We start from the raw sequence: 21,389 nt of genomic DNA, 5'->3' as shown, positions 1-21,389 counted from the left end.
TGTGGCGGGTAACTGTCGGTAACGTCTGGTTTTTCATGTTGACAAAGGGGTTGAGATGACCAAGTCACAATTGATCGAAAGACTCGCCGATAGGGCGCGGCATATTCCTTCTAAGGAAGTAGAGGTAGCGATAAAAGAGCTGTTGGAGCAAATGGCTCAAACGCTACAGAAAGGAGAGCGTATCGAAATCCGCGGATTTGGTAGCTTTTCGCTGCATTTCAGAGCTCCCAGAGAGGGTCGTAACCCTAAAACTGGTGAGACTGTGAAGTTAGACGGTAAGTATGTACCGCACTTTAAGCCCGGGAAAGAACTTCGCGAACGCGTTAACGAAGCGATTGCAAATTAAAAAATAAAAAGCGGTTTGCCTTTGGCAACCGCTTTTTTTACACCTCTATTTTCAGGATTGAAATTGTGAAGGCGTTTCTTTATATCTCAATCTGTCTGCTTGGCCTGATTTTGGCTATTGTTTTGGGCTCACAGAACACACAGCTTACAGATTTTAACTTCTTGATTGCCAGACAAACTGTTTCTGTTACAGCACTCATGTCAGGATCTATTTTATTCGGCGCCTGTCTCGCTTCCCTGTTCTGGATCATTTACGTCCTCAAGTTAAAGCTCAAGCTGCGTAGCCAAAACAAAAAATTCGTCAAATCCTTAGATAAGACTAACTAATGCTGGAACTCCTCTTTCTTCTATTGCCAGTTGCTGCCGGCTACGGTTGGGTGATGGGCAGGAATAGTGTCAGACAGCAGCAGCGCAACACCTCGAAAATACTGACAAAACAGTACTTTAAGGGCCTGAATTTCTTATTGTCAGATCAGCCCGATAAAGCGGTAGATACTCTGATTAAAATGGTGGATATCAATACCGGTAACGTCGAAACCCATATAGCGATGGGCAACTTTTTCAGGCATCGCGGGGAAATCGACAGAGCCATTAAGGTCCACCAGAATTTGGTCAACAAAAAAGAAGTTGCCGGAACACAACGTGAAAACGCCATGTATGAACTTGGCAGAGATTACCTGTTGGCAGGCTTTCTGGAGCGTGCTGAAAATGCCTTCCTGAGTCTGATGGACTCCAAAGATTATTACCTGTTAGCACATCAACAACTGTTCAACATTTACCAAACCACCAAAGAGTGGGACAGGGCCATAGAGTTGGCAGAAAACATGGTGGAAAATCATGGCGACAGCGATGATCTTTCTAAGCGAATCGCGCATTTTTACTGTGAACAGGCGCAAATAGCCATTCACAAAGAGGCTTATCAGCAAGCAGAAAAATGGTTGCAGAGAGCTGTCATGTCTGATGAGCACAGTGTACGTCCCTGGTTTTTATTAGCCGAAATTGAAAAGAAACAAAATAATTTTGCTCAGGCTTTCGACTATCTCAGTCAGATCCCGCATCGCGATGTCGATTGGGTGAGTGAAGCGATACCTGGATTGTGGCAATGTGCCGAACAAACCGGTAACTGGTCGGCGTTAAAAACCATACTGGAAAGCCATTCTAATCAATGTGCTACTGCGTATCTGGCGCTGGTTTCCTTGTCACAAAAGGAAACTTCCTCTTCAGCTGCAGCACAATTGCTTCTGGAAAAAATTAACAAAAGTCCTTCCATGAAAGGCTTTCACAAATTACTGAGTTTATATGCCAGTGAAGAGGCAGAAAATTCAGACACACAGAACAGTTTAATGCTGTTGAATAAACTGATAGAAAAGCAAATTGAACAACGACCGAAATACCGCTGCAACGGCTGCGGATTCTCGGGCAAGAAGATCCATTGGTTGTGTCCTTCCTGTAAGACCTGGGGGGAAATGAAACCAATTAAAGGTTTAGATGGTGAATAAATGCAAGATAGTAAAGTCATAGTCGCTCTGGATTACAACGATAAACACGCCGCCCTTGAATTTGTGGGCCAGGTAACCCCTGACGCCTGCAAACTGAAAGTTGGCAAAGAGATGTTTACCTTGTTTGGCCCTGATTTTGTCAAAGAATTGGTTGGCAGAGGCTTTGATGTGTTTTTGGATCTAAAATTTCACGACATCCCCAATACGGTAGCTAAAGCTTGTTCAGCGGCAGCCGAGCTGGGAGTCTGGATGGTAAATGTTCATGCGTCTGGAGGTAACAAAATGATGGAGGCTGCCAAAGACGCACTGGATAAGTGTTCTCACAGACCAAAATTAATTGCTGTTACTGTGTTAACCAGTATGGATGTCGAGCAACTGCAGAGCATCGGGATAACAACGTCAATTCAGGCCCATGTAGAGCATCTGGCGGCCTTAACAAAACAATCAGGACTGGACGGTGTGGTTTGTTCCGCGATGGAAGCCAGCAGCCTGAAAGCACAACTGGGCAAAGAATTTCAATTGGTGACTCCTGGTATCAGACCGGTGGGAAGTGCCGCCGGAGATCAATCTCGTATTGTCACACCAGAACAGGCTGTCGCAGACGGAGTCGATTACATGGTTATTGGCAGACCCATTACCCAATCAGCTAATCCATTACAGACGCTACAACAAATAAATCAAAGCATCGCATAGGTTAACTGCCGGAAGATAATTGAAGATGCTGACTGCATAACCGATCAAAAAAGCCCTGCATTAGCAGGGCTTTTTTTTACCTTAGTATTTTTACAGAGATACAGGCTTAGTGGTTGGTGCTGAGGAGCGATTGCTGGCGCTCAGCAGAGCTGCACTTTTGCCGCTGACACGGATGTCAGGACGTGCTGCCACGTCACGTGCAACGATTTCTATCTCTTTAATGCTCTCCTGCAACTCTGCAGGGCGAGTCATCGGTGAAGACGCTTTTAACACAAGCACTTTAGCGCGCTTAGTGGCTTTTGCTGCTGGTTGAGTTGAGGTTTCCTTAACATCAACGTCTTTCGCTTCTGGCTGCTCGTTATTCGTGTCGGCAACATCATGGTGGAAGTCCATGTCCAGTTTGTGTTGCTGCGCTTCTGAGGCATCACCAGTAACCTGCGGCTCTTCAACAATAGCGGTGTCTGCTGCAGTATTCTCAGAGGCACTTTCTGCCGCTTCAGCTGTAACATCAAAGCTTAACTGCTTTTTGGTCACTTGCTGTTGCTTGTCTTCCGCTACTTTTTGTTGTTCAACATTTGCGCTTTCGGCTTGTTTGTTGGTGTCATTCTCAGCAGGTTTAGGCGCAGCTTTAGTCACTGGCGCTTTTTCAGCTTTTGGTTCTGCATTTACTGGCTCGGCAACAGCAGTCTGATTTGCTGATGGTGCATTTACGACATCGTCTTTAACCGCCGCCGGAGCCTCTGGCTTAGCCTTTTTGTCTGCCTGGGCCTGTTGCTCCTTCATTTGAGCCGTATTTGCTAAAGCCGCTTCTTTCTGAGTGTTGTCAACACGCACGCTTCGACGGTTCTCACGGCGTTTACGACGTTCTGCAACCTGTTTACGCGGACGGGCAATGTCATCGCGATCCGCGTTGTTGGTGCGAGCCTCATTATTACTGGTGGTGGTTGTTTCAGCATTGTTGCTTCTGACTCTTTCGCGCTTGCGTTGATTGCCCTGGCCTTCTCTATTTTGTTGGCGGGGAGCATCCTTTTCTTTACGCGTATCATTGCTGCGACGGTTTCTGTCCCTGTCGTTGCTGTTGCGCTGACGGCCTTGCTTTTTATTGCGGTTATTTTTGTTGTACTTATTGCCAGTGTTGTTTTTACCTTTGCCTTTAGCAGGCTTATCGTCTGACTGGAACAATCCGCTCAACCAGGCAAAGAATACGGCGAAAATACCGGGTTCTTTTTTCGGTGCAACTACAGGTGCCGCTGCTTTGGGAGCAATAAAACCAGACAGAGCAGGTTGCTCTCGCTTAGGCTGTTCAGTTGGCGTGCCAACAGATACTGCAGGGGTTGTATCAACCGGTTCACTGACCAGATTAAAGCTCAGTTCATCAGTGGCATCATCTTTACGGAAACGAATGACTTCATAGTGTGGCGTTTCCATATTGGCGTTAGGAATAATCAGTAACGATACATTGTGACGTTTTTCGATGTATTGAATCGCTTTGCGCTTTTCATTCAACAGGTAGGTGGCCACATTTACCGGAACCTGAGCGTGTACCTGATGAGTGTTTTCTTTGATGCCTTCTTCTTCTAATAAGCGAAGAATCGACAAAGCCAAAGATTCAGTACTTCTGATGGTACCTTGCCCTAAACAACGCGGGCATACGTGATTTGCTGATTCACCCAACGACGGACGCAGGCGTTGACGAGACATTTCCAGCAAACCGAATTTAGAAATACGACCGATCTGAACACGAGCTCTGTCACTTTCTACCGCCTGGTTCATGCGGTTTTCAACTTCACGCTGATGTTTCACCGGTGTCATATCAATAAAATCGATGACCACCAGACCACCTAAATCGCGCAATCTTAACTGTCTGGCGATTTCATCAGCCGCTTCCAGGTTTGTGTTCAACGCTGTTTCTTCGATATCTCCGCCTTTTGTGGCGCGTGCAGAGTTAATATCGATGGACGTTAATGCTTCGGTTGGATCGATAACGATTGAGCCACCTGAAGGCAGTCTGACTTCACGCTGGAAGGCTGACTCAATTTGGCTTTCAATCTGGAAGTGATTAAATAAGGGGACATCGCTGTTATAGCGCTTAACCCGGTTAGCGAAATCAGGGCGAACCAATTTAATGTGTTCTAGCGCCTGATCGTAAACCTTGGAATGGTCAATTAAAATTTCTCCCACATCACGACGCAAATAATCGCGAATAGCGCGAACGATGACGTTACTTTCCTGATGAATTAAAAACGGTGCAGGGCGCGAATCAGCGGCTTCTTCGATGGCTTTCCAATGTGTCAATAAGACATTTAAATCCCACTCTAATTCTTCGTAGGATTTGCCAACACCGGCTGTACGCACGATCAGCCCCATGCCCTTAGGCAGGCTCAGACGGTTTAGTGCGTCTTTCAGTTCTGTACGTTCGTCACCTTCGATTCGACGAGAGATACCCCCGGCACGAGGGTTGTTAGGCATAAGTACCAGGTAGCTTCCCGCTAAGCTGATAAACGTGGTTAAGGCTGCGCCTTTCTGGCCGCGTTCTTCTTTATCGATCTGGACAATGACTTCCTGACCTTCAGACACCACATCTTTTATGTTTGGGCGTCCCTCGATTTTGTATCCGTCTGGGAAGTAGCTTTTGGCAATTTCTTTTAGAGGAAGGAATCCGTGACGTTCCGCGCCATAATCTACAAAGGCGGCTTCAAGGCTGGGTTCGACACGAGTAATCGTGCCTTTATATATGTTGGCTTTTTTCTGTTCGTGACCGGGGCTTTCGATATCAAGATCGTAAAGCTTTTGGCCGTCAACCAGCGCAACACGCATCTCTTCAGACTGCGTAGCGTTAATTAACATTCTTTTCATATTGTGACTCAAATAGTGTAAATAGGTCACAATACAAACGGGGATATATCCAAATATGCCCTAACTAGCGATAGGCACGCAAAGTCTCCCGACTTAACATACTAGCAGTGATTAATTGGTCTAAATTGTCTTGCTTTCATAGATTACACGCTATTTAGCGCGTAATTAAAAATTCTTCCCACGTTTGCATTGTAACAGGTGATTAATCAATTTTTTACTGGGTTTATTCCGGTTGCAATCTGCATGAAACGTTACTCTCTTCATGGTTGCTGTAGGCTTTTTACTACTTCGCCGGAGTGTTACCCCATAATCCTGTATTACGCTTAAATGCAAGCGTAGTTAGATTATGGCATTAATCTTGAAACTGTAGCAAGAAAATAACGATTAACTGGTGTGAATTTATAGAAAATCTGTAAAATTGCGCTCGCTATGAAGAATCTCACATTTGATAAAGTACAAATATTAACCATTGAGCCGGATTATGAAGGCCAGCGGGTTGATAATTTTTTGAAAAACATACTAAAAGGTGTACCTAAAAGTATGATTTACCGAATTTTGCGTAAAGGCGAGGTTCGGATCAATAAAAAAAGAGTGAAACCCGAATACAAACTGTGCCCGGGTGATGAATTACGAGTCCCACCGATTCGGGTATCTGAAGAAAAGCAGGGGCCATCTGCAAATTTGTCTGCAGTACAAAATTTAGAGTCCTTAATCATTCACGAAGATAAAAAGCTCATTGTGCTGAACAAACCTCATGGTATGGCCGTGCATGGTGGCAGTGGACAGAGTTTTGGCGTAATTGAAGCGTTGAGAAGTCTGCGTCCTGATGAGCGTTATATGGAATTGGTACATCGCCTGGATCGCGATACGTCCGGCTGTTTATTAATAGCAAAACGTCGTTCAGTTCTTCGCAGTCTGCATGAACAGCTGCGAGAAAAAACAACCGTTAAAAAATACTTTGCACTTGTTGATGGGGATTGGCCTGAACATCGCAACAAAGTCAAAGCGCCACTGCATAAAAATGTATTGCAATCTGGCGAGCGGGTAGTGAAAGTGTCTGAGCAGGGTAAACCTTCTGAGACCCGCTACAATGTCATGGAGCGGTTTGAGTCGGCAACACTGGTGGAAGCGATCCCGGTAACCGGCCGCACTCATCAGATTCGGGTACATTGTTTACATGCCGGGCATCCTATATTAATGGATGATAAATATTGCACTCAGGAACGCAATGACGAGGCTAAACGCGGTGGTCTTGCCAGAATGTTTTTACATGCCCATGAGATTTCGTTTGCTGACCATGAGTCAGGAGAGCGGCAGGTTTATTCAGCTCCCCTTACGGACGAACTAAAAGCATACTTACAGGGACTTAGAAATGCTGGATAAGTATAAAGTTGTCATCTTCGACTGGGACGGCACTGTAATGGACAGCATCGCTCATATTGTTCATTGTGTACAACAGGCTGCAATAGACAACAGATTGGCAGTCCCGGATGAAGCCAGTGTCAGAAATATCATTGGTCTGAGTCTGCCTGAGGCATTTCTGACTTTGTTTGGTGAAGATAAAAGCGCTGATTTTGAACGGTTTCGGGATAACTACAAAGATCAGTACGTTAAAAATGACGATATTACCCCTCCTTTATTCGCCCATGTTCCCGAATTACTGACCGGACTTTTGGAAAAGGGAATAAAATTAGCGGTAGCGACGGGTAAAGGCCGACGTGGCCTGGACAACGCGATTTTGCGCTCAGGATTGGGCCATTTCTTCAGTTATAGTCGCACATCCGATGAGGCGGCCAGTAAACCCTCACCAGACATGCTGATACAGATCAGCCGTTTTTACGGCGTCTCTGCTGCTGAGTGTCTGATGGTGGGAGACAGTATTCATGATATGAAGATGGCTAAAAATGCCAACATGGACAGTATCGGAGTCACCTTTGGGGCACACCAACGGGAGAGGCTGCTGGAAGCTCAGCCCACAGCGATTATCGATTGTTACAGCACGGCTATTGGCTGGTTGAACTAAACGTTCACTGGCCATTGTCAGAAATGTGATCAAACAGATCCACATCAAATTCCGCCATGAGTTCCTGAAATGCCAACAAGGGCATTCCTATCAGGGCATTAATGTCTCGACCTACCATATTGTTAAATAACAAGATACCAGCCCCTTCACTTTTAAAAGCACCTGCACAGTCAAGTGGTGATTCAGCATCTATATAGCGTTCAATCTGGTGTTCACTCAAAGCCTTAAAGTGAACCCGGTATTCTTCAACCTTTGATTTGATAGTGCCATTGCTATGGCAAACGGCGATTCCACTTAGAAAAACCACTTCCTGAGCAGAAAATTCACGTAGTTGCGCAATGGCATTCTCGCGGGTATGGGGTTTACCAAGTATTCTGTTATTGTGCAGCGCAACCTGATCCACGCCGATGATATAGTGTTCAGTAAGTTTACTGTCATTGACTGTGTTTAATATATGTTGAGCCTTTTCGCGAGCCAGACGCAATACCAGCCTTTCCGCGGTTTCATTGTCTTTAGGTGTTTCATCAATGTCAGGCGATGCTATGGTGAAAGGTATTCCAAGTTTAGCCAACACTGATTGTTTGTAGCGCGAACCTGAAGCCAGGATTAAGCCAGGTAGGGAAGGGGAAATCATGGGTTGTGGTTTCCTTAATTAGTTGATTGGTATACAGCGTGACAAAGTCAACATTGGTGGATTGTGACATTATAACAAGGTTACCGCTGTTGATGCGTGATTCTTTATGTATTGAGGGAATAAAGCGCTAATCGCGATAATTGCTACTTGCGCAGGTAACAGGCCAACAAGCTGAAAACTAACGACCATAACCTGGAAAATCCCAGTATCATTGCTGATACTGTCACCTGTTTGCTATTTTTTAGTATTGGTAACAGCAAATTAATACACTAAGTCTTTGACTATTGGGTTATAAATCTATAATATGCGCGCGCTATGTCCAATGTCCGTCTTCCAAAACAGGTTGAGCCACCCAAGTGCGCTATGAAACGCTCCGATTATCGGGGTGTGATGGCGACTGGTGATATGCTTAGACTGAAAGAAGCGGTAATTGAAATTTTGGACGATGTCGCTGTTGATTTAAGGTTTGAAATAGACGCGCAGGGTCTTACCTTCTTTCACGGTAACATGCTGACCAAAGTTTCATTGGAATGCCAAAGGTGTAACAAGCCTTTTGAATATCCGATTGAGCAGCCATTTTGCTATACGCCAATAAGCGAAGGCCAATCAGTTGAAGATATTCCGGAAGCTTATGATCCGGTAGAGCTCAATGAGCATGGAGAAATCAATATACTGGAACTGTTTGAAGATGAATTAATTTTGTCTTTACCATTGGTAGCAATGCATGACGAAAAAGATTGCAGTGTCACTGATGCAGAAATGAGTTTTGGTGAAATTGAACCGGAAACTGAGCAACCAAACCCGTTCGCGGTGTTAAAAGAACTTAAGCGGAACCAGGAGTAGATTATGGCGGTACAACAGAATCGTAAGACTCGTTCCAAGCGTGGTATGCGTCGTTCACATGATGCATTAAGCGGTGCGACTTTGTCTATTGATGCTACATCAGGTGAGACTCACCGTCGTCACCACGTGACTGCAGATGGCTTTTACAAAGGTAAAAAAGTCGTCGAAAAGTAAGGTATCAGCTTGACTGATATTCGACTAGCAGTCGATGTAATGGGGGGCGATAATGGCCCCTCTATTACTTTGCCTGCCGCAATTCGCGCTTGCCGCAATTACGCCCACCTGTATCTCAATCTTTTCGGGCCAGAAAGTTTAATTCGTCCTTATTTATATGGATTACCTCCCGAAGTAAAACAACGTATTCGCATTACTGATGTGGCTTCTCAAATTAGCATGGAAGAGGCACCTACATCTGCACTTCGTTATAAACAAGACTCAACAATGGGCTTAGCGCTGCAATCAGTTAAAAGCGGGGAGTCTGATGCTTGTGTCAGTGCGGGCAACACCGGCGCATTATTGGCGTTATCATTATATTTTCTCAAGCCGTTACAAGGGGTTAAACGTCCCGCGTTGATATCCTCTATCCCCGGCAATAACAAAAAACGCGTTTATCTGTTAGATCTCGGTGCCAATGTTACCCAGGATGCCAATGCGCTTTACCAATTTGCGGTCATGGGCTCAGTAATGGCTGAAACCGTAGAAGGGGTTAAACGGCCTAAAGTCGCTTTAATTAATGTCGGTGTGGAGCAAAATAAAGGTAACGCCATAGTCAAAGAAGCGAATAAAATGTTGCTGGCTAACAACGACATAAATTACGTCGGTTATGTTGAAGGTGATGCGCTATTTAACGCCAGTGTTGATGTGATTGTCACCGACGGCTTTGTTGGCAATATCGTACTAAAAGCATCGGAAGGTCTGGCGAAATTCATTGCAAAGGAAGGCAAAAAAGCAGCAAACAAAAATATCTGGACAAAAATGCTGTCATTTATTGCTCGTCCGGTGTTAAAAAAGGTCTATTACAGGGTGAACCCCGACCAGTATAACGGTGCCAGTTTGATAGGATTGCGCGGCATTGTAGTTAAGAGTCATGGCAATGCCTCTGAAGACGCGTTTATGTATGCAATTCAGGAAGCTATGAAAGAAGTCGAAAGACAGGTACCCGACAAAATTCAGAGCAAGATAAACCATGCTCTCGTGAATAAGGCAGAATAAATGTACTCAAGAATTATAGGCACAGGTAGTTACTATCCCAGTGAAGTAAGAACTAACCGTGACCTGGAAAAAATGGTTGATACAACGGATGAATGGATTACCGACCGAACGGGTATAAAAGAACGTCGAATTATTGGTAAGGATGAAACAGTTTCCACGATGGGCGTTGAGGCCTCAAAAAAAGCGTTGGAAATGGCGGATATCGATCCTGAGTCTATCGACTTAATTGTATGTGGTACTACTACCGCACCCAACTCCTTTCCCAGTGCCGCTTGTGAGATTCAGGCAGGTTTGGGAATTCAATCTACTATGGGGGCATTTGACGTTGCCGCAGCCTGTTCAGGCTTTTGTTATGCGTTAAGTGTCGCCGATCAATACATTCGCACCGGCATGTGTAAGCGCGTGTTAGTGGTAGGCACAGATTGTTTATCGACATTGGTGGACCCTAATGATCGCTCTATGATCATCTTATTTGGTGATGCTGCTGGTGCCGTTATTATTGAAGCCAGTGAAGAACCCGGTATTTTGTCCAGCCATTTACATGCCTCCGGAAAGCACGGAGACCTGTTATATGCTTCATTGCCAACCCGTGGCGATGCCGCGTCGGTCAACTCCTCTTGGGGCTTCATGAAAGGCAATGCGGTTTTTAAAGTGGCCGTTACCAAACTCAGCGAAGTGGTAGATAAAACCCTGGAAGCCAACAATATGGACAAGTCAGATCTGGACTGGCTGGTGCCACATCAGGCTAATTTCCGAATTATCAAAGCCACTGCAGACAAACTCAATATGTCGATGGACCAGGTGGTTCTGACTTTACCGCATTACGGTAACACTTCCGCAGCCACTGTTCCGACAGCGCTGGATACAGCTATTAGAGACGGGCGTATAAAACGCGGTCAAAACTTATTATTGGAAGCTTTTGGTGCAGGTTTCACCTGGGCTTCGTTACTGATCAAATACTAAGGTTAAACTATGTCTAAAACTGCTTTTGTCTTCCCTGGTCAGGGATCGCAATCCGTTGGGATGCTTAATGAACTCGTTGCTGCTTCTGATGTAGTTAAAGCAACTTTTGCCGAGGCTTCAGATGCGCTGGGTTATGATTTATGGCAATTAATTGAACAAGGGCCAGCAGAACAACTAAATCAGACGGATAAAACGCAGCCTGCCTTGTTGGCAAGCAGTGTCGCAATTTGGCGTCATTATCTGGCGCAAAACGGTGCAAAGCCCGTTGTTATGGCCGGTCATAGCCTGGGTGAATATTCCGCTTTAACCTGCGCCGGTGTTTTACAATTTGCTGATGCCCTGAAGTTAGTTAAAGCCCGCGGCGAATATATGCAACAAGCCGTACCCGCAGGTACCGGAGCGATGTTTGCTATTATCGGTTTGGACGACGACAAAATCGTAGAAATTTGTGCCGCTGAAGCCAAAGGCGAGGTGGTCTCTGCAGTAAACTTCAACAGTCCGGGACAGGTTGTTATTGCCGGTAATGCAGATGCAGTTAAGCGCGCTGGAGATGCCTGTAAAGCGGCCGGTGCCAAACGCGCCTTGCCATTGCCGGTGAGCGTACCTTCCCATTGTGCATTAATGGAACCGGCAGCGATCAAACTCAAAGAGCAGTTAGATACGCTCACTGTATCTGCTCCGCAGATCTCGGTGATTAATAATGTTGATGTCTCGGCGGAGACTGAGGGAGACGCTATTAAAAATGCGCTGGTGCGCCAGTTATACAGCCCGGTGCGTTGGACCGAAACCGTGCAAAGGATGGCCGCTGACGGCATTGAGCAATTGGTAGAAGTGGGGCCAGGCAAAGTGTTAACGGGTCTGACTAAACGCATTGATAAAAGCCTTTCCGGGAGTGCTATGAATACTCCTGAATCGGTATCAGAATTTTTATAAAACTATCTAAGAGAGAAAGTAAAAATGGCAAACTTAGAAGGTAAAGTTTCGCTGGTAACCGGTGCCAGCCGAGGCATTGGTAAAGCCATTGCGGAAGCTTTGGTGGCGCAGGGCGCGACTGTTGTGGGTACAGCTACATCAGAAAAGGGCGCTGCCGCTATCAGTGAATACCTGGGCGAGAATGGGTCAGGTAAAGTGCTGGACGTTTCCAGCCAGGAATCCATCGAAGCCTTACTTGCTGCAGTCAAAGAGCAATATGGCGATGTGGATATACTGGTCAATAACGCCGGTATCACCAAAGACAACCTGTTAATGCGCATGAAAGACGACGAGTGGCAGTCCATTCTGGATACTAACCTGACGTCTATTTTCCGCATGTCTAAGGCCGTTTTACGGCCAATGATGAAAAAGCGTGCTGGCAGAATCATCAATATTGGTTCTGTAGTAGGTAGTAGCGGTAACCCTGGTCAAACCAATTACTCAGCAGCTAAGGCGGGTTTAGTTGGTTTCAGTAAATCCATGGCGCGCGAGATTGCATCTCGCGGTATCACTGTAAACGTGGTATCTCCGGGTTTTATTGATACCGACATGACCAAGGTGTTAACGGATGACCAGAAAGCCGGGATTATGAAGGATGTGCCAATGGAGCGCCTGGGTAAACCTGAGGAAATTGCAGCAACAGTTGCATTCCTGGCATCTGATGGTGCGGCTTATATTACTGGTGAAACCATTCATGTGAATGGTGGCATGTTCATGGTTTAAGCGACTTTGTAAAAAATTTCGCAAATGCTTTATGAATAAATATTAAATGTGCTAAATTGGTGGTTAGACCAGCCAAAAAACCCATGGTCATGCTTGCATGGTTGGGATTTGAAGCATAGACTAACCGCAATTTTACAACTTGCTAAAAGTTAGGATAACTAAAAATATGAGTATTGAAGATCGCGTAACTAAGATTATCGTTGAGCAACTGGGCGTTAAAGAAGAAGAAGTTAAACCAGAAGCTTCATTCGTAGATGACCTGGGCGCTGATTCACTGGACACAGTTGAGTTGGTTATGGCTTTGGAAGAGGAATTCGACACTGAGATTCCTGATGAAGAAGCTGAGAAAATCACAACTGTTCAATCAGCTATCGACTACATCAACGCAAACAAAGACGCGTAAGAGTCAAAGTTGAATATAAAACGGCTCTCCAGGGCCGTTTTTTTGTATCTGTATGAAAATATTTTTAAATACACTATCCAGTTTCTCCAGCGGAGGCTTATATGTCTAAAAGACGTGTTGTCGTTACTGGTCTTGGTATCCTGTCTCCACTCGGCAACGATGTTGCTTCTACCTGGTCAAATGTTCTGGCCGGGAAAAGTGGAATAGGGGAAATCACACGCTTTGACGCGTCTGATTTCAGTACTCGCTTTGCAGGCGAAGTTAAAGACTTTGACGTAGAATCTTATATCCCTAAAAAAGAAACCAAAAAAATGGACCTGTTTATCCAGTACGGTATTGCCGCGGGTAAACAGGCGCTTGCGGATTCTGGTCTGGTAATCACCGAAGACAATGCATCACGAGTCGGTGTTGCCATCGGCTCCGGTATCGGTGGTCTGGGTTTGATTGAAGAAAATCACACTAAGCTAACCAATTCCGGTCCCAGAAGAATTTCTCCGTTTTTCGTACCCTCTACCATCACCAATATGATTTCTGGCTTCCTGTCTATTATGGAAGGCTTAAAAGGGCCAAATCTGAATATCGTAACTGCCTGTACCACTGGTGTGCATAATATCGGTATTGCTGCGCGTACGATTGCCTACGGTGACGCCGACGCTATGGTGGCCGGTGGTGCCGAAGCCGCTATCACGCCATTAGGCATGGGGGGCTTTGCTGCTGCCAGAGCACTGTCTTCGCGTAACGACGACCCGCAGGCCGCCAGTCGTCCATGGGACGCCGATCGGGACGGTTTTGTCATGGGCGAGGGCGCAGGTGTCGTAGTGCTTGAAGAGTATGAAAGTGCTAAAGCTCGTGGCGCAGAAATTTATGCTGAACTGGTTGGTTTTGGCATGAGTGGCGATGCTTATCATATGACTTCACCACCAGAGAACGGCGAAGGTGGTGCTGCGGCAATGCAAAATGCCCTAAACGATGCCGGTGTTTCCCCGGAAGTCGTGGGTTATATCAATGCTCACGGCACGTCCACGCCGGCAGGTGATGTCGCAGAGGTAGCTGGTATTAAGTCAATTTTTGGTGAACATGCGAAAAAGCTGTTGGTCAGCTCTACTAAGTCCATGACAGGTCACCTGTTGGGTGCAGCAGGATCAGTGGAGACCATTTTTACCATTTTAGCGCTGCGCGATAAAGTGGCACCACCCACCATGAACCTGACCACGCCCGGAGAAGGTTGTGATCTGGATTTTGTGGCCGGTAAAGCTAAAGGCTTTGAGCAAGACTACGCCTTGTGTAACTCCTTTGGTTTTGGTGGTACCAACGGTTCTGTATTACTGAAACGTATTTCATAGTCAGCCAAAAACTGTCACAATAAAGGCCTGTTTATACAGGCTTTTTTTATGCATATAAGTTTCGATTATCCTTTTGAATCCAGAGCTGCCAGTTATGGTGACGGTTGTTTCACTACGGCGGCGATAGAGCTTGGTGAAATAGAGTTGCTGGAAGCGCACTTGTTGCGGCTTAAGTCTGGCAGCCAAAAATTGCGTATTCCGGTAACAGAACAAGACCTGGATTCGCTAAGAAGGCAAGTGTCTGAAGCGGTTAAGTCCATACATTGCGGGGTTGTCAAAATCATCATCTCTGCAGGTGATGGTGGCAGAGGTTATGCCCGTGACACTGTTATGCAGCCCAGGTGTTACATTAAAGTGATGGAAGGGCAACCTGATTATAGCCAATGGCAAAAGCAAGGTATTGAGTTATCCGTCGCGGACAATCGCCTGAGCAAACAGCCCTCGCTCGCGGGCTTAAAGCATCTGAATCGTTTAGAGCAAAGTCTGTTAAAACTAGAGCTAAACGCTGCACAGGATATGTTGGTACTGGATACGGATAACAAAATTGTGGAAGTCACCGCCGGCAATGTGTTTTGGAAAAGTCACAACCGTTGGTTTACCCCGGACCTTCATTTTTCAGGGGTTGAAGGTGTTATGCGTAACCATCTGATTCAGTATTTACATACAAATAACCAACAGGTCACACACATCAGAGCCTCTCTGAATGCCTTAGAGCAGGCCACCGACATGCTGATCTGCAATAGTTTAATGCGTGTTGTTGCGGTGAATTGTTTGCGCCTGGGTGCTGAGCAATCAATCCATTTAAGCAACCAGAATGTAACCAGATTACAGGTGAAATTGAATCAACATCTAACTATAAAGGGAATCTAGAGCAGTGTTCAAACGCAGGATTTTTATTGTCGTAGTTGGCGTCTCCGCACTTTTGAGTATTTGGTTTGCATCCAAAGCGTTTTTTGCTGTTGTGGCGCAACCCATTAATGTTACCCAGGAACAAACCTTGGATGTGGCGCGCGGTGAACCTCTTACCGGCTTATTGCACAAGCTCGACAAACAGGGGCTGATAGAAAACTCCCTGCTGCTAAAACTCCATATTCGCCTGCTGGCCGATGAATATCCCATAAAGCAGGGGCATTACAGTCTGGTGCCCGGAGCCAGCCTGCAACAGTTATTGGCTGATATTTCCGCTGGCAAAGAAAAGACCTATCGCATCACATTGGTGGAGGGGCTTACCTGGCAACAGTGGCGCAACGAATTATCACAACAGGACTTTATTCACAATGATCTCTCCGATGAGGAATTGTTAACCCTGTTAGACACAACCCATCCCTCTTTGGAAGGACTATTGTTACCTGAAACTTATGATGTCCGTTACCAGACGCCACTATCAGCGTTGGTAGTACGCATGTACGATAATATGCAACGTTTTTTACAGGAACAGTGGGCAAACCGGCAAGGCATGTTACCTGTAAATACCCCTTACGAAGCACTGATACTGGCGTCAATCATCGAAAAAGAAACCGGAGTGGCTGAAGAGCGACCGCGAATTTCCGGTGTTTTTGTCAACCGACTCAGGGATAATATGCGTTTGCAAACCGACCCTACCGTGATTTACGGAATTGGAAGTAATTTTGATGGTAACTTAACCCGGGCTCATTTACGCCAGAGTACTCCTTACAACACCTATGTCATTAAAGGCTTACCGCCCACACCCATTGCAATGGCCAGCAAAGAGTCTATCGTTGCTGCGCTAAATCCGGCCATGACAGAGGAATATTATTTTGTTTCGAAAGGCGATGGCAGCCACCAGTTTTCAGAAACCCTGCAACAGCACAATGCCGCAGTCAGAAAGTATCAGTTAGGTTTATAAGATGATTTATCCCTGGTTCGAAAATCAGTTTAACGGGCTAATGGCCCGCGCCAAACAACAAAAATTGCATCATGGTTTGTTATTTATCGGCAGCCGGGGTACCGGGAAGTCAGAGATACTGCAACAAATGGCACGTAACCTGTTATGTGTGAATAAAAGTGCATGTGGTCAGTGCCAGTCCTGCACCCTCTATGCCGCGGGTAATCATCCGGATCTCATTTTGACACCTTACGAAAAAACGATTGGGGTCGATGTCATACGGGAGGGCATTAGCCGACTGAATCAAACTTCTCACTTAGGGTTAGATAAAATACTGATCATTGAAAATGCCCATAAGATGACTGTGGCAGCCTCTAACGCACTGTTAAAGACACTGGAAGAGCCAACCCGCAAAACCTATATTCTGATGTCAGCCACCAGTGCCAATGAATTGCTTCCAACGATACTGAGTCGCTGTGAGAAACAACTGGTACAGATCACGGATAAGGCGATTGTTGAGCAGTGGTTGCAAGCACAGGGAGCCCCGTCAGATACATTGCTGTTAGCACTTTACTGGTCCCGGCCATTGCTCATTAACGCTATACTCAAAGATGAGGCGCTGCTGGAGTGCTTCGACTGGCTTAAAAATCTGCAAAAGATAAACAGTAGTGGCGCTATGCCCAACAAGCTGTTGGAAGAACATCACCTTTTACTGGACTGGATGGCTTACAAACTCAATGAAATAAAGCGCTCCGAGATTTCAGATGAACTCAGCCTCAAAGTGTTTGCTATGCACAATGAACTGTTGTCAGCCAGTAAAAACCTGAACATGCAGGGCGTTAACAAAACCCTTATCATCGAAAAAATGTTACAATCCTGGCGTCAGTTTTCGACCCTGCTGTAATCAATTAAATAATACCGGAGTGTGTAATGTTGGTGGATTCCCACTGTCATCTTGATCGATTAGATAAAACCAAAGAAGAATTAACAGACGTGATTAATACCGCCAATGCACAAGGGGTTGATCACTTTCTATGTGTTTGTGTTTCGGTCAACGATTTTTACAGTATGATGGATATGATCAACGGTTTGCCTAATGTTTATGCAACCTGTGGTGTCCATCCGTTACACCAGGATGAAGCCTGTCCTCAGGCCGAATTATTAAAAGCGGCACAGGCAGAAAACGTCGTAGCGATTGGTGAGACCGGGCTGGATTATTTTTATTCGCCGGAAAGCAAAGCGGTGCAGATCAAATCCTTTGTTGAACATATTCAGGTGGCTAATCAGCTCAACAAACCGCTGGTTATACATACCAGAGACGCACGTGAAGATACTATCGCCTTACTGAAGGAACACGGCGGCGAACAGTGTGGTGGGGTTTTGCATTGTTTTACTGAAAACTGGGAGATGGCCAAAGCTGCTTTAGATTTGGGCTTTTATATCTCCATATCGGGTATTGTTACTTTCAGAAACGCCGCTGAACTCAGAGATGTCGTGAAAAAAATTCCGCTGGATCGCCTCTTAGTGGAAACTGACTCGCCCTGGCTGGCTCCCGTACCGCACAGAGGTAAACAAAATCAGCCGGCTTATGTCAAAGATGTCGCTCAGTTTATCGCCGATTTAAGAGAAATACCGCTGGAGAAACTGGCAAAAATCACCACAGATAACTTTTTTAAACTCTTCCCGTTAGCCAGAGTCGGTTGAGCAGGTTTGCGTAAAAAGCCTCGGTAAGCTAGAATCCGCGCGCTTTTTGTACACTGCCTGAAATCCTGGCAGTGGTTAATTTAATTTGCACCGGATTAAAGATCCGGATAGCGGAGAACAATATGAATCAAGTCGTCATCTGTGCCATGTATAAATTTGTGGCACTGGAAAACTATCAGGAAATACGTCAGCCACTCTTAACCTATATGGAAGAGCAAGGCATAAAGGGCACATTGCTGCTTGCTAGTGAAGGCATAAACGGTACCGTATCAGGTACCAGAGAAGCCATTGATGCCTTGCTGGCATACCTTAATCAGGATGAGCGCATCAACCCGATTTCCTTCAAAGAATCATACGAAGACACGCAACCTTTTTACCGCACCAAGGTAAAATTGAAAAAAGAAATCGTTACCATGGGCGTGGAAGGCATCGACCCGCGTAAAACGGTGGGAACCTACGTTAAACCCGAAGACTGGAACGCGCTGATCTCTGATCCAGATGTGACAGTTATCGATACCCGCAACGATTACGAAATTGGCATTGGTACTTTTAAGCACGCTATCAATCCAAAAACCGAGACTTTCCGGGAGTTTCCTCAGTATGTTGCTGACAATATGGACCCCAATAAAAACAAGAAAGTAGCGATGTTTTGCACCGGCGGCATTCGCTGCGAGAAGTCCACTGCTTTCATGAAAGAACAAGGCTTTGAAGAGGTGTATCACCTGGAAGGTGGTATTTTAAAATACCTGGAAGATGTGCCCAAAGAGCAGAGTTTATGGGAAGGTGATTGTTTCGTATTTGATAACCGGGTAGCCGTTAATCACGATCTGGAAAAAAGCCACTACGACCAATGTTACGCCTGCCGACTGCCAATTACTGAAGAAGATAAGCAAAGCGATAAGTATGAATCAGGCGTTTCCTGTCCGCATTGTTTTGGCCAACACAGTGATGCTCAAATAGAGCGTTTTCGTGAAAGAGAGAAGCAAATTGCCTTGTCTAAAGAGCGTAATGAAGAGCATATAGGCACAGAAGCACGTGATGTTATGAACAAAATGCGCAAGTTGAAAATCAACGAGCGACGTGCTCAACGCCAGGCTGCTAAAAGCTAAGTGAGGCTCAGTCCATTTGGAAAACGCAAGTGTAGACACCAGCGCAGTCTAGCGTTTACACTGGGTTAAAGAACAGAAAACGGAAGCTTACTGATGAGCGACACAAAAGAAATAGATCAAGAAAAAATTAACCAGATCCGTGAAGAGTTTGATTTCTTCGACAATGACAAAAACGGCGAAATCGACTTTGGTGAGTTTTTTGAACTATTAAAAGTTATTTCCCCCAAAGCGAAGGAATCTCAGGCGCAGGAAGGTTTTGCGCTGATTGATGAAAATGGTGATGGTTCTATTGATTTTGACGAGTTTCTTGCCTGGTGGCAGGACAACTGGTGGGAATACTAATCCATTAAACTCAGCTGAAACAAAAAAGCGCCGACATTTCCCGGCGCTTTTTTTATCACATGCGATTTGTTACAGCGACAATGCCTGGGCTGCGTCCATATACTCCAGACCCAGCTGTTCACCCAATGCATCAGTAACCGCTTTATAAGTCACTTTGCCTTTGTGCACATTCAGACCGGCTAACAGATGTGGGTCATCCAACATGGCTTTTTTCGGTCCTTTGTTGGCTAACGCCAAACCAAATGGCAAAGTGGCATTGTTTAAGGCCATGGTTGATGTACGGGCAACGCCGCCTGGCATATTAGCAACGCAGTAATGTACAACTCCATCCACTACATATACCGGGTCCTGATGCGTGGTGGCTTTAGAAGTCTCGAAACAGCCGCCCTGGTCGATGGCAACGTCAACTACAACCGAGCCTTCTTTCATATTTTTGATGTGCTCTCTGGTTAACAGTTTAGGCGCAGCAGCGCCAGGGATTAACACCGCACCGACTACCAAATCCGCTTTAGACGAATAATGCTCAATAGCATCAACCGTGCTGAATACCGTTTTAACCCGGCCATCAAAGATATCGTCCAAATCTCTTAATCGCGGTAAAGAGCGATCTAAAATGGTGACATCAGCGCCCATGCCCAATGCCATCTTCGCAGCATTAGTACCAACAACGCCACCGCCAATAATCAAAACCTTACCAGGTGCCACACCCGGTACGCCACCCAGCAGAGTACCGCTACCACCTTGTGCTTTTTCCAGAAAGTGCGCGCCTGCCTGAACCGACATACGACCTGCTACTTCGCTCATAGGAGCCAACAGGGGCAGAGCGCCTGTGCGATCGGTTACGGTTTCATAAGCGATACAGGTGGCACCAGATTTAACCAGTAAATCGGTTTGGGTAGGATCCGGCGCTAAGTGCAGATAGGTGTACAGTGTCTGACCTTCAGACAGCATTTTACATTCGTTGGGCTGAGGCTCTTTTACCTTAACGATCATTTCCGCTTTTTCAAAAATGGTTTCAGGTGCAGCAACGATTGTTGCGCCAGCATCCTGATACTGTTCGTTAGTAAAGCCAATTGACGTGCCTGCATCGGTTTCTACCATCACCTGATGGCCGTGCATAACAAACTCTTTAACCGCTGCTGGGGTTAATCCAACGCGGTATTCGTGATTTTTTATTTCTTTTGGTACACCAATCAACATAGCAAGTAGGGTCCTAATTTCGTTAGAAAATATGTTTGATGAGTATAGGTAAAAAAATGCAGAATGAATCACTTTATTTTGCTATATTCCCAGATTATATATCTGAAAAAGTTTAAATAACGATATAAAATATGCTGGTGAAAACGCCAAAAGACCTCGATCGTATCGATCGCAAGATACTTATTGAGTTGCAGAACGATGGCCGTCTGTCTAACGTAGAATTGTCTAAACGGGTGGGGTTGAGCCCGACGCCTTGTCTGGAGCGTGTCAGGCGACTGGAAAATCAGGGCTACATTACCGGTTACGTGGCTCAGGTTGCGCCAGAAAAGCTGGGGGCAGCAATGCTGGTATTCGTTGAAATCACCCTGGTAAAAACGTCAGTGGATATATTTGAAGATTTTTCCAACGCGGTTAAAAAGCTGGAAGATATTCAGGAATGCCATCTGGTTTCCGGCAATTTTGATTACCTGTTAAAAACCCGGGTTGCAGATATGTCGAGTTACAGAAAATTATTAGGTGATATACTGCTTAGATTGCCCGGGGTGAGTGAATCACGCACTTATGTGGTAATGGAAGAAGTAAAGCAGTCGTCTTATGTTAAGATAAACGTGAAATAAAAAGCTGTGCGCAACAGTCATCATAATAAATAACAAGATTAATAGGGAAAGTAGCTTTCATA

The 21,389-nt window shown here is 45.6% G+C and carries 24 protein-coding genes; 21 read left to right on the top strand and 3 right to left on the bottom strand.

Features of this window, described 5'->3' with window-relative positions; translation table 11 throughout:
• Positions 1 to 25: 25 nt before the first annotated feature.
• The 4 genes from ihfB (at position 26) to pyrF (ending at position 2,537) form a co-directional block, all read left to right on the top strand.
• A complete protein-coding gene (gene ihfB / locus LJ740_RS02045) occupies positions 26 to 346 on the top strand; it encodes an integration host factor subunit beta (protein WP_267498149.1) in 321 nt (106 codons plus the stop codon).
• A 65-nt stretch (positions 347 to 411) separates the two neighbouring features.
• On the top strand, positions 412 to 672 hold the full coding sequence (locus LJ740_RS02040) for a lipopolysaccharide assembly protein LapA domain-containing protein (RefSeq protein WP_229527381.1): 261 nt from the start codon (positions 412 to 414) through the stop codon (positions 670 to 672).
• On the top strand, positions 672 to 1,844 hold the full coding sequence (lapB, locus tag LJ740_RS02035) for a lipopolysaccharide assembly protein LapB (protein ID WP_229527380.1): 1,173 nt from the start codon (positions 672 to 674) through the stop codon (positions 1,842 to 1,844). Before LJ740_RS02040 ends, lapB begins: the two co-directional genes overlap by 1 nt.
• Positions 1,845 to 2,537, top strand: coding sequence for an orotidine-5'-phosphate decarboxylase (gene pyrF, locus LJ740_RS02030; RefSeq protein WP_229527379.1), 693 nt, complete (start codon positions 1,845 to 1,847; stop codon positions 2,535 to 2,537).
• A 90-nt stretch (positions 2,538 to 2,627) separates the two neighbouring features.
• On the opposite strand, the gene rne is transcribed toward pyrF, so the two are convergent.
• Positions 2,628 to 5,393: a ribonuclease E gene (gene rne, locus LJ740_RS02025; protein ID WP_229527378.1), complete on the bottom strand. Its 2,766-nt coding sequence runs from the start codon at positions 5,391 to 5,393 to the stop codon at positions 2,628 to 2,630.
• A 429-nt stretch (positions 5,394 to 5,822) separates the two neighbouring features.
• Here rne and rluC point away from each other — a divergent pair, with 429 nt between their 5' ends.
• Together rluC and LJ740_RS02015 are read left to right on the top strand one after the other, a co-directional pair.
• Positions 5,823 to 6,776 carry a 23S rRNA pseudouridine(955/2504/2580) synthase RluC gene (gene rluC, locus LJ740_RS02020; RefSeq protein ID WP_229527377.1) on the top strand — a complete coding sequence of 318 codons (954 nt, stop codon included), beginning with the start codon at positions 5,823 to 5,825 and terminating at the stop codon, positions 6,774 to 6,776.
• The gene (locus tag LJ740_RS02015; protein ID WP_229527376.1) at positions 6,766 to 7,416 is read left to right on the top strand and encodes an HAD family hydrolase; all 651 of its coding nucleotides are present in this window, start codon (positions 6,766 to 6,768) and stop codon (positions 7,414 to 7,416) included. The genes rluC and LJ740_RS02015 overlap by 11 nt, the downstream gene beginning before the upstream one ends.
• A gap of 4 nt (positions 7,417 to 7,420) precedes the next feature.
• Here the strand turns inward: LJ740_RS02015 and LJ740_RS02010 are convergent, their stop codons facing one another.
• Positions 7,421 to 8,050: a Maf family protein gene (locus tag LJ740_RS02010; protein WP_229527375.1), complete on the bottom strand. Its 630-nt coding sequence runs from the start codon at positions 8,048 to 8,050 to the stop codon at positions 7,421 to 7,423.
• 315 nt (positions 8,051 to 8,365) lie between these two features.
• Here LJ740_RS02010 and yceD point away from each other — a divergent pair, with 315 nt between their 5' ends.
• The 14 genes from yceD (at position 8,366) to LJ740_RS01940 (ending at position 19,510) form a co-directional block, all read left to right on the top strand.
• Positions 8,366 to 8,893 carry a 23S rRNA accumulation protein YceD gene (gene yceD / locus LJ740_RS02005; protein WP_229527374.1) on the top strand — a complete coding sequence of 176 codons (528 nt, stop codon included), beginning with the start codon at positions 8,366 to 8,368 and terminating at the stop codon, positions 8,891 to 8,893.
• A 3-nt stretch (positions 8,894 to 8,896) separates the two neighbouring features.
• The gene (gene rpmF, locus LJ740_RS02000) at positions 8,897 to 9,067 is read left to right on the top strand and encodes a 50S ribosomal protein L32 (RefSeq protein WP_229527373.1); all 171 of its coding nucleotides are present in this window, start codon (positions 8,897 to 8,899) and stop codon (positions 9,065 to 9,067) included.
• Positions 9,068 to 9,076: 9 nt separating this feature from the next.
• A complete protein-coding gene (plsX, locus tag LJ740_RS01995) occupies positions 9,077 to 10,105 on the top strand; it encodes a phosphate acyltransferase PlsX (protein ID WP_229527372.1) in 1,029 nt (342 codons plus the stop codon).
• Positions 10,106 to 11,068 carry a beta-ketoacyl-ACP synthase III gene (locus LJ740_RS01990; protein ID WP_229527371.1) on the top strand — a complete coding sequence of 321 codons (963 nt, stop codon included), beginning with the start codon at positions 10,106 to 10,108 and terminating at the stop codon, positions 11,066 to 11,068.
• Positions 11,069 to 11,077: 9 nt separating this feature from the next.
• Entirely contained in the window at positions 11,078 to 12,001 is a 924-nt protein-coding gene (gene fabD, locus LJ740_RS01985; protein WP_229527370.1) for an ACP S-malonyltransferase, read from the top strand.
• 24 nt (positions 12,002 to 12,025) lie between these two features.
• A complete protein-coding gene (gene fabG, locus LJ740_RS01980; RefSeq protein ID WP_229527369.1) occupies positions 12,026 to 12,763 on the top strand; it encodes a 3-oxoacyl-ACP reductase FabG in 738 nt (245 codons plus the stop codon).
• Between the two features lie 166 nt (positions 12,764 to 12,929).
• Positions 12,930 to 13,166: an acyl carrier protein gene (gene acpP / locus LJ740_RS01975; protein WP_229527368.1), complete on the top strand. Its 237-nt coding sequence runs from the start codon at positions 12,930 to 12,932 to the stop codon at positions 13,164 to 13,166.
• A 101-nt stretch (positions 13,167 to 13,267) separates the two neighbouring features.
• Positions 13,268 to 14,509 carry a beta-ketoacyl-ACP synthase II gene (gene fabF / locus LJ740_RS01970; RefSeq protein ID WP_229527367.1) on the top strand — a complete coding sequence of 414 codons (1,242 nt, stop codon included), beginning with the start codon at positions 13,268 to 13,270 and terminating at the stop codon, positions 14,507 to 14,509.
• Positions 14,510 to 14,557: 48 nt separating this feature from the next.
• A complete protein-coding gene (pabC, locus tag LJ740_RS01965) occupies positions 14,558 to 15,379 on the top strand; it encodes an aminodeoxychorismate lyase (protein ID WP_229527366.1) in 822 nt (273 codons plus the stop codon).
• Between the two features lie 4 nt (positions 15,380 to 15,383).
• Positions 15,384 to 16,376, top strand: coding sequence for an endolytic transglycosylase MltG (gene mltG / locus LJ740_RS01960; RefSeq protein ID WP_229527365.1), 993 nt, complete (start codon positions 15,384 to 15,386; stop codon positions 16,374 to 16,376).
• Position 16,377: 1 nt separating this feature from the next.
• Positions 16,378 to 17,259: a DNA polymerase III subunit gene (locus LJ740_RS01955; protein ID WP_229527364.1), complete on the top strand. Its 882-nt coding sequence runs from the start codon at positions 16,378 to 16,380 to the stop codon at positions 17,257 to 17,259.
• Between the two features lie 26 nt (positions 17,260 to 17,285).
• Positions 17,286 to 18,059 carry a TatD family hydrolase gene (locus LJ740_RS01950; protein ID WP_229527363.1) on the top strand — a complete coding sequence of 258 codons (774 nt, stop codon included), beginning with the start codon at positions 17,286 to 17,288 and terminating at the stop codon, positions 18,057 to 18,059.
• A gap of 122 nt (positions 18,060 to 18,181) precedes the next feature.
• Positions 18,182 to 19,168 carry an oxygen-dependent tRNA uridine(34) hydroxylase TrhO gene (trhO, locus tag LJ740_RS01945; protein WP_229527362.1) on the top strand — a complete coding sequence of 329 codons (987 nt, stop codon included), beginning with the start codon at positions 18,182 to 18,184 and terminating at the stop codon, positions 19,166 to 19,168.
• A 93-nt stretch (positions 19,169 to 19,261) separates the two neighbouring features.
• Entirely contained in the window at positions 19,262 to 19,510 is a 249-nt protein-coding gene (locus LJ740_RS01940) for an EF-hand domain-containing protein (protein ID WP_229527361.1), read from the top strand.
• Between the two features lie 69 nt (positions 19,511 to 19,579).
• On the opposite strand, the gene ald is transcribed toward LJ740_RS01940, so the two are convergent.
• The gene (gene ald / locus LJ740_RS01935; protein ID WP_229527360.1) at positions 19,580 to 20,710 is read right to left on the bottom strand and encodes an alanine dehydrogenase; all 1,131 of its coding nucleotides are present in this window, start codon (positions 20,708 to 20,710) and stop codon (positions 19,580 to 19,582) included.
• A 131-nt stretch (positions 20,711 to 20,841) separates the two neighbouring features.
• Between ald and lrp the strand changes: the two genes are divergently transcribed.
• Positions 20,842 to 21,327 carry a leucine-responsive transcriptional regulator Lrp gene (gene lrp / locus LJ740_RS01930; RefSeq protein ID WP_229527359.1) on the top strand — a complete coding sequence of 162 codons (486 nt, stop codon included), beginning with the start codon at positions 20,842 to 20,844 and terminating at the stop codon, positions 21,325 to 21,327.
• Positions 21,328 to 21,389: the final 62 nt, after the last annotated feature.

Source organism: Planctobacterium marinum (genome assembly GCF_020687805.1).
In the GTDB taxonomy this organism is placed as follows: Bacteria; Pseudomonadota; Gammaproteobacteria; order Enterobacterales; family Alteromonadaceae; genus Planctobacterium; species Planctobacterium marinum.
Note: the sequence above shows the minus strand (reverse complement) of the source record. Positions and strands in the feature narration are given on the sequence as shown.